At 61.4% G+C, this 16,289-nt stretch carries 14 protein-coding genes; 12 read left to right on the top strand and 2 right to left on the bottom strand.

Annotated elements, in window-relative coordinates; genetic code table 11:
• Window positions 1-270: 270 nt before the first annotated feature.
• Window positions 271-588, top strand: coding sequence for a Rieske (2Fe-2S) protein (locus Q7C33_RS24760; RefSeq protein ID WP_030140233.1), 318 nt, complete (start codon window positions 271-273; stop codon window positions 586-588).
• Here Q7C33_RS24760 and sfsA read toward each other — a convergent pair.
• Both sfsA and Q7C33_RS24750 read right to left on the bottom strand, forming a co-directional pair.
• Window positions 544-1,302 (bottom strand): DNA/RNA nuclease SfsA, encoded by a 759-nt coding sequence (gene sfsA, locus Q7C33_RS24755; RefSeq protein WP_407684299.1) that lies wholly within the window; start codon window positions 1,300-1,302, stop codon window positions 544-546. The genes Q7C33_RS24760 and sfsA overlap by 45 nt on opposite strands.
• Window positions 1,302-2,474, bottom strand: coding sequence for a pyridoxal phosphate-dependent aminotransferase (locus tag Q7C33_RS24750; RefSeq protein ID WP_030140235.1), 1,173 nt, complete (start codon window positions 2,472-2,474; stop codon window positions 1,302-1,304). Before Q7C33_RS24750 ends, sfsA begins: the two co-directional genes overlap by 1 nt.
• A 338-nt stretch (window positions 2,475-2,812) precedes the next feature.
• Here Q7C33_RS24750 and dksA point away from each other — a divergent pair, with 338 nt between their 5' ends.
• The 11 genes from dksA (at window position 2,813) to pgi (ending at window position 16,176) form a co-directional block, all read left to right on the top strand.
• On the top strand, window positions 2,813-3,256 hold the full coding sequence (gene dksA, locus Q7C33_RS24745) for an RNA polymerase-binding protein DksA (RefSeq protein ID WP_030140236.1): 444 nt from the start codon (window positions 2,813-2,815) through the stop codon (window positions 3,254-3,256).
• A gap of 231 nt (window positions 3,257-3,487) precedes the next feature.
• Window positions 3,488-4,369, top strand: a complete 882-nt coding sequence (gluQRS, locus tag Q7C33_RS24740) for a tRNA glutamyl-Q(34) synthetase GluQRS (protein WP_198798376.1) — start codon at window positions 3,488-3,490, stop codon at window positions 4,367-4,369.
• A 77-nt stretch (window positions 4,370-4,446) separates the two neighbouring features.
• Window positions 4,447-4,623: a hypothetical protein gene (locus Q7C33_RS24735; protein WP_003176118.1), complete on the top strand. Its 177-nt coding sequence runs from the start codon at window positions 4,447-4,449 to the stop codon at window positions 4,621-4,623.
• The gene (locus Q7C33_RS24730) at window positions 4,607-7,561 is read left to right on the top strand and encodes a sensor histidine kinase (protein ID WP_030140238.1); all 2,955 of its coding nucleotides are present in this window, start codon (window positions 4,607-4,609) and stop codon (window positions 7,559-7,561) included. The genes Q7C33_RS24735 and Q7C33_RS24730 overlap by 17 nt, the downstream gene beginning before the upstream one ends.
• 22 nt (window positions 7,562-7,583) lie before the next feature.
• Entirely contained in the window at window positions 7,584-9,017 is a 1,434-nt protein-coding gene (locus tag Q7C33_RS24725; RefSeq protein ID WP_030140239.1) for a sigma-54-dependent transcriptional regulator, read from the top strand.
• A 716-nt stretch (window positions 9,018-9,733) separates the two neighbouring features.
• Window positions 9,734-11,131, top strand: coding sequence for a polynucleotide adenylyltransferase PcnB (locus Q7C33_RS24720; protein ID WP_030140240.1), 1,398 nt, complete (start codon window positions 9,734-9,736; stop codon window positions 11,129-11,131).
• Window positions 11,132-11,134: 3 nt separating this feature from the next.
• Entirely contained in the window at window positions 11,135-11,620 is a 486-nt protein-coding gene (folK, locus tag Q7C33_RS24715) for a 2-amino-4-hydroxy-6-hydroxymethyldihydropteridine diphosphokinase (protein WP_030140241.1), read from the top strand.
• A 328-nt stretch (window positions 11,621-11,948) separates the two neighbouring features.
• Window positions 11,949-12,749, top strand: a complete 801-nt coding sequence (gene panB, locus Q7C33_RS24710) for a 3-methyl-2-oxobutanoate hydroxymethyltransferase (RefSeq protein ID WP_030140242.1) — start codon at window positions 11,949-11,951, stop codon at window positions 12,747-12,749.
• The gene (panC, locus tag Q7C33_RS24705; protein ID WP_030140243.1) at window positions 12,746-13,606 is read left to right on the top strand and encodes a pantoate--beta-alanine ligase; all 861 of its coding nucleotides are present in this window, start codon (window positions 12,746-12,748) and stop codon (window positions 13,604-13,606) included. Before panB ends, panC begins: the two co-directional genes overlap by 4 nt.
• Before the next feature lie 182 nt (window positions 13,607-13,788).
• Window positions 13,789-14,169 carry an aspartate 1-decarboxylase gene (gene panD, locus Q7C33_RS24700; protein WP_030140244.1) on the top strand — a complete coding sequence of 127 codons (381 nt, stop codon included), beginning with the start codon at window positions 13,789-13,791 and terminating at the stop codon, window positions 14,167-14,169.
• A gap of 342 nt (window positions 14,170-14,511) precedes the next feature.
• Window positions 14,512-16,176, top strand: coding sequence for a glucose-6-phosphate isomerase (gene pgi, locus Q7C33_RS24695; protein WP_030140245.1), 1,665 nt, complete (start codon window positions 14,512-14,514; stop codon window positions 16,174-16,176).
• The last annotated feature ends 113 nt before the right edge of the window (window positions 16,177-16,289 follow it).

The raw sequence follows: 16,289 nt of genomic DNA, 5'->3' as shown, positions 1-16,289 counted from the left end.
CGTGGACATTCAGGCGCATCAGGCAGCTTCCTCAAGAAGTTTTTCACGGGCAAGGCTTGGTCAAGTATCCTCGAACGCCTGCGAAGAATGCGCCATTTGATGATTGCCTTCATTTGCCCGTCAAGCATGGAACTCGGCGACATAGCCTGTGGGAGCGAGCCTGCTCGCGAATGCGGTGGGCCAGCCCACACCAAGAACACTGACACGCAGCATTCGCGAGCAGGCTCGCTCCCACAAAGAGCCCATCCTTTATGACATTTAGAGACGTACATGAAACTTCTTTGTACCGCCGCCGAATTACCCGACAACAGCAGTCGCGGCTTCGACATCGAAGGGCGCAAGCTGCTGGCCGTGCGGCGTGCAGGCCAAGCCTACGTCTATCTCAATCGTTGCCCGCATCGTGGCGTGCCGCTGGAATGGCAACCCGATCAGTTTCTCGACGCCAGCGCCAGTCTCATCCAATGCGCGACCCATGGCGCGCTGTTCCTGATCGAAAGCGGTGAGTGCGTCGCCGGCCCTTGTGCCGGGCAATTCCTGACCGCCCTAGACAGCCGGGAGGACGACCAAGGCATCTGGGTCAATCTGTAACGGCTCAATCAATACCGGCAACGGGCGATCCACCCACATCAGCTCCGGCGTCAGCGAGGCGCCGTAGGCCAGCACTTCCACCCCGGCGGCCACCGCCTCGCGCAATGCCGCGGCGTAAACCGGGTCGATTTCCTGCGCCGGGCGCACCGCCTCGATGCCACTCAGGTTCACGCAATACAACTGCACCGCGCGCACGCCTTCCCGAGCCAGGCAGGCCAGCTCTCGCAAATGCTTGGCACCGCGCAGGGTCACCGCGTCGGGAAACGCCGCCACATTCGTCCCGGCGAAACCCAGCGTAACGCTCTTCACCTCGACCCAGGCCGAGCTGCAATCGGCGTAATCGAGCCGAAAGTCGATACGGCTGTTCTCCACGCCATAGGCCACTTCCCGCTTCAGCCCTATGAAACCGTTCAGCTCCTGGATGACACCGGCCCGCAGCGCCTCCTCGATCAGCGAATTGGCCCGCGCGGTATTGATGCAGGCCAAGCGCCCCTGAGGGGTTTCGCCTATTTCCCAAGTGCCCGGCAACTTGCGCTTGGGGTCGTTGGAACGACTGAACCAGACGCGCGCGCCCTCGGCCATGCAATTGAGCATCGAGCCGGTGTTGGGACAGTGAATGGTCAGCAATTCGCCATGAACGGTCTCGATATCGGCGAGAAAACGCTTGTAACGTCGAATCAGCCGTCCCTCTTCCAAAACCGGGGAAAATAGCATCAGCCTTGCCAACTCCGCAGTCCACGTTCAATTCGCTCCACCGCTTCCTGTAGCCGCGGCAGGCTTTGGGTGTAGGCAAATCTCACGTGATGGCCGGCTTGATGACGACCGAAGTCCAGTCCCGGCGTGAACGCCACGTGCTCGGTTTCCAGAAAGTGCTGGCAGAACGCAAAGGCATCGCCGCCAAATGCGCTGATGTCGGCATAGAGGTAGAACGCGCCTTGCGGCTCGACTGCGATGCCGAATCCCAACTCGCGCAAGGCCGGCAGGAGGAAGTCGCGACGCAACGCGAACTCGGTACGACGTTGCTCGAAAATCTCGATGGTCGCCGGCTCGAAACACGCCAGGGCCGCGTATTGGGCCATGCTGGGTGCACTGATGTAGAGGTTCTGCGCAAGCTTTTCCAACTCACCGACAGCCGCCGAAGGCGCCACCAGCCAGCCGAGCCGCCAGCCGGTCATGCCGAAATACTTGGAAAAGCTGTTCAGGACAAACGCATCGTCATCGACCTCCAGCACGCTGGCGGCGTCGGTGCCGTAGGTCAGGCCGTGATAGATCTCGTCGACCACCAGATGGCCGTTGTGGCTCTTGATCGCCTTGGACAGGCCCGCCAATTCATCCCGGGAAAGAATCGTCCCGGTCGGGTTGGCCGGGGAAGCCACCAGCGCACCCACGCTGTCATGGTCCCAATGGCGATTCACCAGATCTGGCGTCAATTGATAACGCACGTCCGGCCCTACGGGCACCAGTTGCGCCGCACCTTCGATCAGGCGCAGGAAATGACGGTTGCACGGATAGCCAGGGTCGGCCAGCAGCCAGTGCTTGCCTGGGTCCACCAGCAAGGCGCTGGCCAGCAGCAACGCGCCGGACCCACCCGGCGTCACCAGGACACGCCGGGGATCGATATCCACCCCGTAGCGTTGCGTGTAGAAACCGGCAATGGCCTCGCGCAGTTCAGGAATGCCACGGGCCGCTGTGTAACGGGTCTTGCCCGCCGCCAAGGCCGCCTGGCCGGCCTGGATGATCGGCTCGGCGGTGGTGAAGTCCGGCTCGCCGATCTCCAGGTGAATGACGTCGTGCCCGGCGGCCTGCAATTCGTTGGCACGGGCCAGCAACGCCATGACATGGAAAGGTTCGATGGCACGACTGCGTGCGCTGTAGGGCTGGGCCATGGGGCCGTCCTTCGCGAAAAAAGAACCGATTCTACCCAACTCGCGAACGGCTGCGGGAACGAGCGCAAATCTAAAACGGTCCTAGCGCGTAGATCGCTGGAAATGACTCCAGCGTTTAACCCAGGCTTGACTAAAATCAAGCATTGAGCAGGTTTGCGACCCCACCGGACCGGACCCGGCCATGTTTTACAGGCCCCAGCCGCGCCAGGCTCGACAACCGGGAGTAGCGCGGCCCGATTTGATCTGGTAAGTTCGCCCGCTTGCAGCCGCAGGGCCGGCAGGTGTCGGTGATGGAGCAATCCTGCGTAGTGGATTACAAGAGTAGAGGCGGTCCATTCATGCCCACCCAAGCAAAGCAGAAAGAAAACCAGTCGCTCAGCGGGTTTGAGCCATATGTCGCGAAAGAGGGCGAGGAGTACATGGGCGCCCCCATGCGCGCGCACTTCACCAGGATCCTGAACAAGTGGAAACAGGACCTGATGCAGGAAGTCGATCGCACGGTTGACCATATGAAGGACGACGCGGCCAACTTCCCTGATCCGGCCGACCGTGCCAGCCAGGAAGAAGAATTCAGCCTTGAATTGCGTGCCCGCGACCGTGAACGCAAGCTGATCAAGAAAATCGACAAGACGCTGCAACTGATTGAAGACGAAGAGTACGGCTGGTGCGAGTCCTGCGGCGTCGAGATTGGCGTCAAGCGACTGGAAGCACGTCCGACCGCCGATATGTGCGTCGACTGCAAGACCCTCGCGGAAATCAAGGAAAAACAGGTCGGCAAGTAATCGCCGGGGCTGTCATCGAAACGGAGCGTTCATACGCTCCGTTTTTTGTTTGCGCTCCAGCTGCACACCCAATCCCCTTGTGGGAGCGAGCTTGCTCGCGATGACGGCGACTTATTCAATACTTATGCAAGCTGGCCCACCGCTATCGCGAGCAAGCTCGCTCCCACAGGGAATTATGCTCCGCCATCAAGATCTGCACGCCTTGTGCCCGAACCCAGTGACATTCGCCCTATGACTGCCTACATCGGACGCTTCGCCCCCACCCCCAGCGGCCACCTGCATTTTGGCTCGCTGGTCGCCGCACTGGCATCGTACCTGGATGCCCGGGCCGTGGACGGGCGCTGGTTGTTGCGCATGGAAGACCTCGACCCCCCACGGGAAGAGCCCGGCGCGCAAGCGGCGATTCTCAAGGCGCTGGAAAGCTACGGGTTTGAATGGGACGGCGAGATGGTGCGCCAGAGTGACCGCCACGAAGCCTACCAGCAGGTCATCGACCGCTTGTTCAGCCAAGGCCTGGCCTACGCCTGCACCTGTTCGCGCAAGCAACTGGAACCGTATCAAGGCATTTATCCGGGATTGTGCCGCAACGCCGGGCACGACGCCGAAGACGCCGCCATCCGCCTGCGCGTTCCGGAACTCGAATACCATTTCGTCGACCGGGTCCAAGGCGAGTTCCGCCAGCACCTGGGCCGCGAGGCGGGCGACTTCGTGATTCGCCGTCGCGACGGACTCTATGCCTATCAATTGGCCGTGGTCCTCGACGATGCCTGGCAAGGCGTCACCGACATTGTCCGCGGTGCCGACCTGCTGGATTCCACGCCGCGCCAACTCTACCTGCAAGAACTGCTTGGGTTACCACAACCGCGTTATCTGCACGTACCGCTGATCACCCAGCCGGACGGACACAAGCTCGGCAAATCCTATCGCTCGCCACCGTTGACGGCCGATCAGGCACCTCCCCTGTTGTTAAGGGCGTTGCGTGCACTGGGCCAGCAACCGGCGCCGGAGCTGGTCGATGCCAGCCCACGGGAGTTGCTGGCCTGGGGCGTTCGCCACTGGGATGCGGGGCAGATCCCGCGCACACTGGCGCTGCCCGAAGCGCAAATACAGTGACGGCCCTTGCAGCCTGCCGCCTATCCGTTACCATCGCCGCACGTTTTCGGGCACGTGCATAAAAAAGAGAGACCGGGATGTACATCTATCGCTTGGTCCTGCTCCTGGTAGTGGGGATTTACCTGTTCTCCCCGGCCATCATGGATTGGTGGATCGATGCCACGGGTGCCTGGTATCGGCCGTATCTGCTCTGGCTGATCCTGATCGTCGTGACCTTCATCCTTCAGAGCCAAAAAGATGCCGATGAGCTTTAGCCTGACCCAGATGATCCTGATCAGCGCCGCCTACCTGGCGGTGCTGTTCGGCGTAGCCTGGATCAGCGAACGAGGCATGATCCCGCGCGCGATCATTCGCCACCCACTGACTTACACCCTGTCGCTGGGTGTGTACGCCAGCGCATGGGCGTTCTATGGCACGGTGGGCCTGGCCTATCAGTACGGCTACGGCTTCCTGTCCAGTTACCTTGGGGTTTCCGGGGCCTTCCTGCTGGCACCGGTGCTGCTCTACCCGATCCTGAAAATCACCCGCACCTACCAATTGTCGTCGTTGGCCGACCTGTTCGCCTTCCGCTTCCGCAGCACCTGGGCGGGCGCGCTGACCACGATTTTCATGCTGGTCGGCGTGCTGCCGTTGCTCGCGCTCCAAATGCAGGCGGTCGCCGATTCCATCAGCATCCTGACCCAAGAACCGGTGCAGCACCGGGTGGCGCTGAGCTTCTGCGTACTGATCATCCTCTTCACGATTTTCTTCGGCTCACGGCACATCGCCACGCGGGAAAAACATGAAGGCCTGGTGTTCGCGATCGCCTTCGAATCGGTGATCAAGCTGATCGCCATCGGCGGCGTCGGCCTTTACGCCTTGTATGGCGTATTCGATGGCCCGCAGCAGCTCGAGATCTGGCTGCTGCAGAACCAGACCGCCCTCGCGGCGCTGCACACGCCGCTCCAGGAAGGACCGTGGCGCACGCTGCTGCTGGTGTTCTTCGCCTCGGCGATCGTGATGCCGCACATGTATCACATGACCTTTACCGAAAACCTCAACCCGCGCTCGCTGGTCAGCGCAAGCTGGGGCCTGCCGCTGTTCCTGTTGTTGATGAGCCTGGCCGTGCCGCTGATCCTCTGGGCCGGGTTGAAACTGGGGGCCAGCACCAATCCGGAATACTTCACCCTCGGCATTGGCATCGCCGCCAACAACAAGGCGCTGGCGCTGCTGGCCTATGTCGGCGGCCTGTCGGCGGCCAGCGGCCTGATCATCGTGACCACCCTGGCGCTGTCGGGCATGGCCCTCAACCATTTGGTGTTGCCGCTTTACCAGCCTCCCGCAGAGGGGAACATCTATCGCTGGCTGAAATGGACCCGCCGCGCACTGATCGTCGCGATCATCATGGCCGGCTACGGTTTCTACCTGATGCTGGGCGACGGACAGGACCTGGCCAACCTGGGCATTGTCGCGTTCGTTGCGACCCTGCAATTCCTGCCCGGCGTACTGTCGGTGCTGTATTGGCCGACCGCCAACCGCCGCGGCTTCATCGCCGGCCTGCTGGCGGGCATCGTGGTCTGGCTGGTCGCCATGCTGCTGCCACTGCTGGGCAACCTGCAGGGTTTCTATATTCCACTGTTGAACATGATCTACGTGCTCGACGACACCAGCTGGCACATGGCAGCCATCGCCTCGCTGGCGGCGAACGTGCTGATGTTCACCCTGATCTCGCTGTTCACCAACGCCAGCAGCGAAGAAGCCAGCGCTGCCGAAGCCTGCGCCGTGGATAACGTCCGCCGTCCGCAGCGCCGTGAACTGCACGCTGCCTCGCCCCAGGAATTCGCCACCCAACTGGCCAAGCCCCTTGGCGCCAAGGCCGCGCAAAAGGAAGTCGAACAGGCCCTGCGCGACCTTTACCTGCCGTTTGATGAGCGCCGTCCATACGCCTTGCGCCGGTTGCGGGATCGGATCGAAGCCAACCTGTCCGGCCTGATGGGCCCCAGCGTGGCACAGGACATGGTCGAGACCTTCCTGCCCTACAAGGCCGGCGGTGAGAACTATGTCACCGAAGACATCCACTTCATCGAAAGCCGCCTCGAGGACTACCACTCGCGCCTCACCGGCCTGGCCGCCGAGCTGGACGCCCTGCGTCGTTATCATCGCCAGACCCTGCAGGAACTGCCGATGGGGGTCTGTTCCCTGGCCAAGGACCAGGAAATCCTGATGTGGAACAAGGCCATGGAGGAACTGACCGGCATCGCCGCCCAGCGCGTGGTCGGTTCACGCCTGAGCACCCTGGGCGAGCCGTGGAAAGGCTTGCTGCAAGGCTTCATCGACCTGCCGGATGAGCATCTGCACAAACAACACCTGGCGCTCGACGGCCAGACCCGCTGGCTGAACCTGCACAAGGCGGCCATCGACGAGCCGTTGGCGCCGGGTAACAGTGGCCTGGTGCTGTTGGTGGAAGACCTGACCGACACCCAGATGCTCGAAGACAAGCTGGTCCACTCCGAGCGACTGGCCAGCATCGGCCGACTGGCGGCCGGCGTGGCCCACGAAATCGGCAACCCGATCACCGGCATCGCGTGCCTGGCGCAAAACCTTCGTGAAGAGCGCGAGGAAGACGGCGAACTGACGGAAATCAGCGGCCAGATCCTCGAGCAGACCAAACGCGTCTCGCGCATCGTCCAGTCCCTGATGAGCTTCGCCCATGCCGGCGGCCATCAGCACAATGACGAACCTGTCTGCCTGGCCGAAGTGGCACAGGATGCCATCGGTCTCCTGGCGCTCAACCGGCGCAACTTCGAAGTCCAATTCTACAATTTGTGCGACCCGGATCACTGGGTCGACGGCGATCCCCAACGGCTCGCCCAAGTACTGATCAACCTGTTGTCCAACGCGCGCGACGCCTCACCGGCCGGCAGCGCGGTGCGTGTCAGGAGTGAAGCCTTCGAACACACGGTCGACCTGATCGTCGAAGACGAAGGCAGCGGTATCCCACAGAACATCATGGACCGATTGTTCGAACCCTTCTTCACCACCAAGGATCCTGGCGAAGGCACCGGTCTGGGCCTCGCACTGGTCTATTCCATCGTTGAAGAGCATTATGGACAAATCACCATCGACAGCCCGGCCGATGTTCAGAGCCAGCGCGGCACCCGTATCCGGGTCACCTTGCCGCGTCATGTCGAAGCGACGTCCGCTGTGAACTGAGACCGTCGAGAGAATCGAATCAATGCCGCACATTTTGATCGTCGAAGACGAAACAATTATCCGCTCCGCCTTGCGCCGTCTGCTGGAACGCAACCAGTACCAGGTCAGCGAAGCCGGTTCCGTGCAGGAAGCACAAGAGCGCTTCAGCATTCCCACGTTTGACCTGATCGTCAGCGACCTGCGTCTGCCCGGCGCCCCCGGGACCGAGTTGATCAAGCTCGGACAGGGCACGCCGGTGCTGATCATGACCAGTTACGCGAGCCTGCGCTCGGCGGTCGACTCCATGAAAATGGGCGCGGTGGACTACATCGCCAAACCGTTCGACCACGATGAGATGCTCCAGGCTGTAGCCCGCATCCTGCGTGACCGCCAGACAGCGACCAGCCAACCGTCGGAACCGACGAATGGCAAGGTAGCCGCTGGAAAAGCAGGAGCCAGCAACAGCAATGGCGAAATCGGCATCATCGGCTCGTGCCCGCCCATGCAGGATCTGTACGTCAAGATCCGCAAAGTGGCGCCGACTGACTCCAATGTCCTGATCCAAGGCGAGTCCGGCACCGGCAAGGAGTTGGTGGCCCGGGCACTGCACAACCTGTCCCGCCGGGCCAAGGCGCCGATGATCTCGGTGAACTGCGCGGCCATTCCGGAAAGCCTGATCGAATCCGAGCTGTTCGGCCACGAAAAGGGTGCGTTCACAGGCGCCAGCGCCGGGCGTGCCGGCCTGGTGGAAGCGGCAGACGGCGGCACGCTGTTCCTCGATGAGATCGGCGAACTGCCACTGGAAGCCCAGGCGCGATTGCTGCGGGTGCTCCAGGAAGGCGAGATCCGTCGAGTTGGCTCGGTCCAGTCACAGAAGGTCGACGTACGCCTGATCGCGGCGACCCACCGGGACCTGAAGAGCCTGGCGAAGATCGGCCAGTTCCGTGAAGACCTTTACTACCGCCTGCACGTGATTGCCCTGAAACTGCCACCCCTGCGCGAGCGTGGTGCCGACGTCAACGAAATCGCCAATGCGTTCCTCGCCCGCCAGAGCGCGCGGATCAACCGTACCGACTTGAAATTCGCCCCGGATGCCGAGCAGGCCATTCGTCATTACGCTTGGCCCGGTAACGTCCGGGAGCTGGAAAACGCTGTGGAGCGAGCGGTGATCCTGAGCGAAAGCCCGGAAATCTCCGCCGACCTGCTGGGCATCGACATCGAACTGAGTGACCTCGACGACGAAGAATTCATCGGCCTGGCCCCACAACAGGGAGGCGCTGCCAACAACACCAGCCATGAACCCACCGAGGACCTGTCCCTCGAAGACTATTTCCAGCATTTCGTCCTTGAACATCAGGACCACATGACCGAGACCGAGCTGGCACGCAAGCTGGGCGTAAGCCGCAAATGCCTGTGGGAACGTCGCCAGCGCCTGGGGATTCCACGGCGCAAGACCGGCGCAACCAGCGAAAGCTGAGGTGTACAGGTAACATCGCACATTGTGAAAAAACTGTTACCTCAGCTTTTTCACGTAACAGAAGCCGGGGTTTACGGTAACGAAACCCCGGCTTTTTTTCGCCTTGAAAAAACCGGCATATCGATAGAACCCCCGGTTTCGCTGGGCCTGGCAAAAGTTGGCACGCACCCTGCTATAGCTTTGGTACAAGAACAATAACAAGCAATGCACAAGACAATAAAAATAAGACGAATCGACTCACGCACAATAAAAACAAGACGGCGAGAGGCGCAGCTAACTGATTCTTTTGGAGAGGCGTTGTATTTGGGGCTTGCCCCACAACCAGGCCGAGAACAATAAAAACTGTCTCAAGACAGGTGCCTGAACTGGTTGGATCGATGGATCACTGCAACACAGCGACCAAAGCAATCCGTTTGCTCTTGGCTCCCGATTGGGAGGGTCACGAAGGGAAAACCTCGTGGCGCGGGCACTCAACAAAAACAAGAAGCCCGAAACCAATAATAAAAACAGAGCACGCAACTAATTCTGGGGGAGCTTCGGCTCCCCTTGTGGTTTCTGTCGTTCCGCCTTCCCCGCTGCCTACAAAGCTTGTCGCTTAAGCTTGCAGCTCAAAACGCCTGCGTCCTACACCATCCGTTGACTAAATGCTAGAATCCCCGCCCATCATGCGGCCATTCTTCGTTTTTGGCTGAATATTCCTTCAAACAGTGCATCCCATGCTGAAGAAGCTGTTCCAGTCATTCCGTTCTCCCTTGCGTCGTACGCAACACATACGCAGCACGCCTGAAGTGCTCAATAGCGGCCAGCATTCGTTGCAAAAGGCCCAATTCAGCCGTTACGCGGTGAACATCGTCGAACGCCTGCAGAACGCCGGCTACCAGGCTTATCTGGTCGGCGGCTGCGTGCGCGACATGCTGCTCAATATCACCCCCAAGGATTTCGACGTCGCCACCAGCGCCACGCCCGAGCAGATACGCGCTGAGTTCCGCAATGCGCGGATCATCGGGCGACGTTTCAAGCTGGTGCATATCCACTTCGGTCGCGAGATCATCGAGGTGGCGACCTTCCGCGCCAACCATCCGCAAAACGACGAAGACGAAGACAGCAACCAATCGTCTCGCAACGAGAGCGGACGCATCCTGCGCGATAACGTCTACGGCACCCTGGAAGAAGACGCGCAGCGCCGCGACTTCACCATCAACGCCCTGTATTACGACCCGGTGAGCGAGCGCATCCTCGATTACGCCAACGGCGTGCACGACATTCGCAATCGCTTGATCCGCCTGATCGGCGATCCCAAGCAGCGCTACCAGGAAGACCCGGTACGGATGCTGCGGGCCGTGCGTTTCGCCGCCAAGCTGGATTTCGGCATCGAAAAACACAGCGCCCTGCCGATTCGCGAGCTCGCGCCAATGCTGCGGGAAATCCCCTCGGCCCGCCTGTTCGAGGAAGTGCTCAAGCTGTTCCTGTCAGGTAACGCGGCAGATACTTTCGAAATGCTCGTGGACCTGCAGCTCTTCGATCCGCTGTTCCCCGCCAGCGCCGAAGCCCTGGAGCACAACCCGACCTACACCCACACCCTGATCAGCGAAGCGCTCATCAACACCGACCTGCGGATCAAGCAGAACAAGCCGGTAACGCCAGCGTTCCTCTTCGCCGCCTTGCTCTGGCCTGCCCTGCCCGCTCGCGTGCTGCGCTTGCAAGACCGTGGCATGCCGCCGATTCCGGCGATGCAGGAAGCCGCCCACGAACTGATTGCCGAACAGTGCCAGCGTATCGCCATTCCAAAACGCTTCACGATGCCGATCCGCGAGATCTGGGACATGCAGGAGCGCCTGCCACGGCGCAGCGGCAAACGTGCCGACCTGCTGCTGGAAAACCCGCGTTTCCGCGCCGGCTACGACTTCCTGCTGTTGCGTGAAAGCGCCGGCGAGCAGACCGATGGCCTGGGCGAATGGTGGACCGATTACCAGGACGCCAACGACAGCGAGCGCCGCGAGATGATCCGCGAGCTCAGCGGCAAGGACGACGGCACCAGCGGCCCGCGCAAGCGTCGGCGCAGCAGCGGTGCCAAGCGTAAGCGTGCCGGCGTACCGAGCGCATCAGACGAGTAATCGATGGAACGCATCTATATCGGCATGGGCAGCAACCTGGCCGAACCCGCCGAGCAACTGCGCTGCGCCATCGAGGCGCTGGCGCGCCTGCCCGAGACCCGACTGGCAGGCGTCTCGGCGTTTTATCAAAGCGATTCCCTGCTGCCCGGCCAGCCGCGCTACACCAATGCGGTGGCGGCCCTGGACAGCGACCTGGCACCGCTTGAGCTGCTCGACGCGCTGCAAGCCATCGAAACCGGCCAGGGTCGCGAGCGCCTTGAGCGCTGGGGCCCGCGCACCCTGGACCTGGACATCCTGCTGTTCGGTGACCGTCTGATCGACGAGCCCCGCCTCAAGGTCCCCCACTACCATATGCAAGCCAGGGCTTTTGTGCTCTACCCCCTGGCCGAACTGGCCCCCGCCGACCTGCGCCTGGCCGATGGACGCCTGCTCAAGGATCTCCTTGCGGCGTGCCCCTTCGCCGGTTTGGAACGCTTGCCACCTCTCTGACGAACACCCTCCATCCCTGTGCGAGCTTGCTCGCGATAGCTGTGTATCAGTCAACCATGCTGTGACTGACAGGACGCCATCGCGAGCAAGCTCGCTCCCACAGAATCCAGGACCGGGCAGTCAGATCTTAAACACACCCCCTCGCTGAAACGCATCAGTAACCGCGGTAACACCCGGCGGTAACACATCCAATTGACTTCCCCGATACTCCTCACGACTATAGGCGTCCCGTCGCCGCCAACGCGGCGCTAATGGGCGCAATCCAGGCCTTACAAGCACCACGCAAAGAAGGTGCGCCTGTATTCGAGCGCCTCATGAGGACTTTTTCATGCCAGCTATTACCCTGACCACGCTGCAAGGTCTCAAGCAAAAAGGTGAAAAGATCACCATGCTGACCTGCTATGACGCCACCTTCGCCCATGCCTGCAATGAGGCTGGAGTCGAGGTGCTGCTGGTGGGCGACTCCCTCGGCATGGTGTTGCAAGGTCACGACAGCACCTTGCCGGTGACCACTGCCGAGATGGCCTACCACGTAGCGGCGGTCAAGCGTGGTAACACCGACGCGCTGATCCTCGCCGACCTGCCGTTCATGGCCTACGCCACCCTTGAACAAACCATGGCCAACAGCGCCCTGCTGATGCAGGCCGGCGCCCACATGGTCAAGGTCGAAGGTGCGTTGTGGCTGGCCGATTCGATACGGCTGCTGGCCGAACGTGGCATTCCGGTGTGCGCGCACTTGGGCCTCACCCCTCAAGCCGTGAATATCCTCGGTGGCTACAAGGTCCAGGGCCGCAATGAAAACCAGGCGCGGCAGATGCGCGCCGATGCGATCGCGCTGGAGCAGGCCGGAGCCGCCATGTTGCTGCTCGAATGCGTGCCCAGCGAACTGGCCCAGGAAATCACCCAGGCGGTGAAGATTCCAGTGATCGGCATCGGCGCTGGCAACGCCACCGACGGTCAGGTGCTGGTGCTCCACGACATGCTCGGGCTGTCGATCACCGGTCGCGTGCCGAAGTTCGTGAAAAACTTCATGGCTGGGCAACCCTCTATCCAGGCAGCCCTGCAAGCCTACGTCGCCGAAGTGAAGGCGGCGTCCTTCCCGGGCGCCGAACACGGATTCTCCGCATGAACACCGTCAAGACCGTACGCGAACTCCGGGCCGCCGTGGCTCGCGCCCGTGGCGAGGGCAAGCGCATCGCCTTCGTCCCGACCATGGGCAACTTGCACAGCGGCCACATGGCCCTGGTGACCAAAGCCTCGCAACGAGCCGATTTCGTCGTGGCGAGCATCTTCGTCAACCCATTGCAGTTCGGCGCTGGCGAAGATTTGGACAAGTACCCGCGCACCCTGGCGGCGGACCAGGAGAAATTGCTCCAGGCCGGTTGCCACTTGTTGTTCGCCCCCAGCGTCGAGGAGATGTACCCCGACGGCATGGCCGGGCAGACCCGGGTCAGTGTCCCGCAGTTATCCGAAGGGCTCTGCGGCGCCAGCCGTCCGGGGCATTTCGAAGGCGTGGCGACGGTGGTCAGCAAGCTGTTCAACATGGTCCAGCCGGACCTGGCGGTGTTCGGCCAGAAGGATTTCCAGCAACTGGCGGTGATCCGCGCCTTGGTCCATGACCTGAACATGCCGATCCAGATCATCGGCGAGCCGACCGTTCGCGCCGAGGACGGCCTGGCGCTTTCTTCACGCAACGGCTTTCTCAGCCCTGATCAACGCGCCGTCGCGCCCGTGGTCTATCGCGTCCTGAGCCAGATCGCCGAGGCCATCAAGCAAGGGCAGCGGGATTACCCGGCGCTCATCGCTGAGCAGCTCCAGCAATTGGAAGCCGCCGGCCTGCGCCCCGACTACCTGGAAATCCGCCACGCCAAGACCTTGCGTCCGGCCGTGAACGAGGATCGCGACCTGGTGATCCTGGTGGCGGCATTCCTCGGTACCACGCGCCTGATCGACAACCTGCACCTGGATCTCGACGCGCACGCCTAATATCCCAAACCTTGTGGGAGCGAGCTTGCTCGCGATAGCGATCCGCCAGGCGACATCCATGTCATCTGACCCGCCGCCATCGCGAGCAAGCTCGCTCCCACAGGAGTTATGCGGTGTTATTGCCGCCTCGGCTGCCTTCGGGCAAACTGCCCGCCGTTCGGACCCGACCAGAGGAAACACCCATGCACGCCATCATGCTCAAGGCCAAGTTGCACCGCGCCGAAGTCACTCACGCCGTGCTCGACTACGAAGGCTCCTGCGCCATTGATGGAGAGTGGCTGGACCTGTCGGGCATCCGCGAGTATGAACAGATCCAGATCTATAACGTCGACAATGGCGAACGCTTCACCACCTACGCCATCCGTGGCGAAGAAGGTTCGCGAATGATCTCGGTGAACGGTGCCGCAGCGCACAAGGCCAAGGTCGGTGACCGCGTGATCATCTGCGCCTATGCCCACTACAGCGAGGCCGAGTTGCTCAACTTCAAGCCACGCATGCTCTACATGGCGCCGGGCAACGAACTGAGCCACACCAGCAACGCCATTCCGGTTCAACTGGCCTGATCGAAACACCTGCGTCACCACTTTCCCCTGTGGGAGCGAGCTTGCTCGCGATGGCGGCGGGCCAGTTGATACAGATGCCGACTGACACACCGCTATCGCGAGCAAGCTCGCTCCCACAGTAAGCAATCTGCGTTTCCGTTTGTCGGACCTTTCCCACCCAGTTGTACAAAAAAGTACCGGGAAACGGTCAGACAAAGTCAAGACAGATCGCAACGCGAGGTTTACTGTAGTCGCCCTGTGCCCGGCGATCGTGTCGACGCAGTTATCCGGACGCCCGCCTCCAGCCGCGCCGGAATTTTTAGTGTACAAAAGGTCGTTCAAGTAAAAAGGAAACCCGCAGCGATGGCGTATTACCGAACTCCTCAAGACGTGACCGCTCTGCCCGCCTGGCAAGCGCTGAATGACCACCGCAAAGCCATGCAGGATTTCAGCATGCGCGAAGCGTTCAATGCCGATCCGCAGCGTTTCAACCAATTCACCCTTTCGAGCTGCGGCCTGTTTCTCGATTATTCGAAGAACCTGATCAACGCCCAGACCCGCGACCTGCTGGTGGGCCTGGCGAACGAAGTCGACCTCAAGGGCGCGATCAAGGCGCTGTTCGAAGGCGAAATCGTCAACGCATCGGAAAACCGCCCGGCCCTGCACACCGCCCTGCGCCGTCCAGTCGGCGACAAGTTGCTGGTCAACGGCGTCAACGTGATGCCGGACGTGCACAAGGTGCTGAACCAGATCACCGACCTGGTCGGCCGCATTCACGACGGCCTGTGGCGCGGTTACACCGAGAAGCCGATCACCGACGTGGTGAACATCGGTATTGGTGGTTCGTTCCTCGGTCCGCAACTGGTGTCCGAAGCACTGTTGTCCTACACGCACAAAGGCGTTCGCTGCCACTACCTGGCGAACATCGATGGCAGCGAGTTCCACGAACTGACCATGAAGCTGCGCGCCGAGACCACGCTGTTCATCGTCTCGTCGAAATCCTTCAACACCCTCGAAACCCTGAAGAACGCCCAGGCCGCCCGTGCCTGGTACCTGGCCCAGGGCGGTTCGGAAGCGGAGTTGTATCGCCACTTCATCGCCGTATCGAGCAACAACGCGGCCGCCGTGGCCTTCGGCATCCGCGAAGAGAACATCTTCCCGATGTGGGACTGGGTCGGCGGTCGCTACTCGCTGTGGTCGGCCATCGGCCTGCCGATTGCCCTGGCCATCGGCATGTCGAACTTCAAGGAACTGCTGTCCGGCGCCTATTCCATGGACCAGCATTTCCAGAGCGCCCCGTTCGAACAGAACATGCCGGTGCTCCTGGCATTGCTGGGCGTGTGGTACGGCAACTTCTGGGGTGCGCAGAGCCACGCGATCCTGCCGTACGACCATTACCTGCGCAACATCACCAAGCACTTGCAACAGCTGGACATGGAATCCAACGGCAAGAGCGTGCGCCAGGACGGTACGCCAGTCTCCACCGACACCGGTCCGGTGATCTGGGGCGGCGTCGGCGCCAACGGCCAGCACGCTTACCATCAGTTGCTGCACCAAGGCACCCAATTCATCCCGGCCGACTTCATCGTGCCGATCGTCAGCTTCAACCCGGTTTCCGACCATCACCAGTGGCTGTACGCCAACTGCCTGTCCCAGAGCCAGGCGCTGATGCTCGGCAAGACCCGCGCCGAGGCCGAGGCCGAGCTGCGTGACAAGGGCATGAGCGAGGACGAAGTGCAGAAGCTGGCGGCACACAAGGTGATTCCGGGCAACCGCCCGAGCAACACCCTGGTGGTCGAACGCATCAGCCCGCGCCGCCTCGGTGCACTGGTTGCCCTGTATGAACACAAAGTGTTCGTGCAAAGCGTGGTCTGGGGCATCAACGCCTTCGACCAGTGGGGCGTGGAACTGGGCAAGGAACTGGGCAAGGGCGTCTACAACCGCCTGGTGGGAAGCGAAGAGAACCCAGCCGAAGATGCCTCGACTCAAGGCCTGATCAACTACTTCCGCGGGCGTCATCGCGGCTGATCCCTGAGTCTGTTTTATCCCTGTGGGAGCGGGCTTGCTCGCGAAAGCGGTGGATCAGTCAACTAAGATGTTGACTGACACACCGTCTTCGCGAGCAAGCCCGCTCCCACAGT

The organism is Pseudomonas sp. BP11-1-1 (genome assembly GCF_052112105.1).
Classification (GTDB): domain Bacteria; phylum Pseudomonadota; class Gammaproteobacteria; order Pseudomonadales; family Pseudomonadaceae; genus Aquipseudomonas; species Aquipseudomonas alvandae.
Note: the sequence above shows the minus strand (reverse complement) of the source record. Positions and strands in the feature narration are given on the sequence as shown.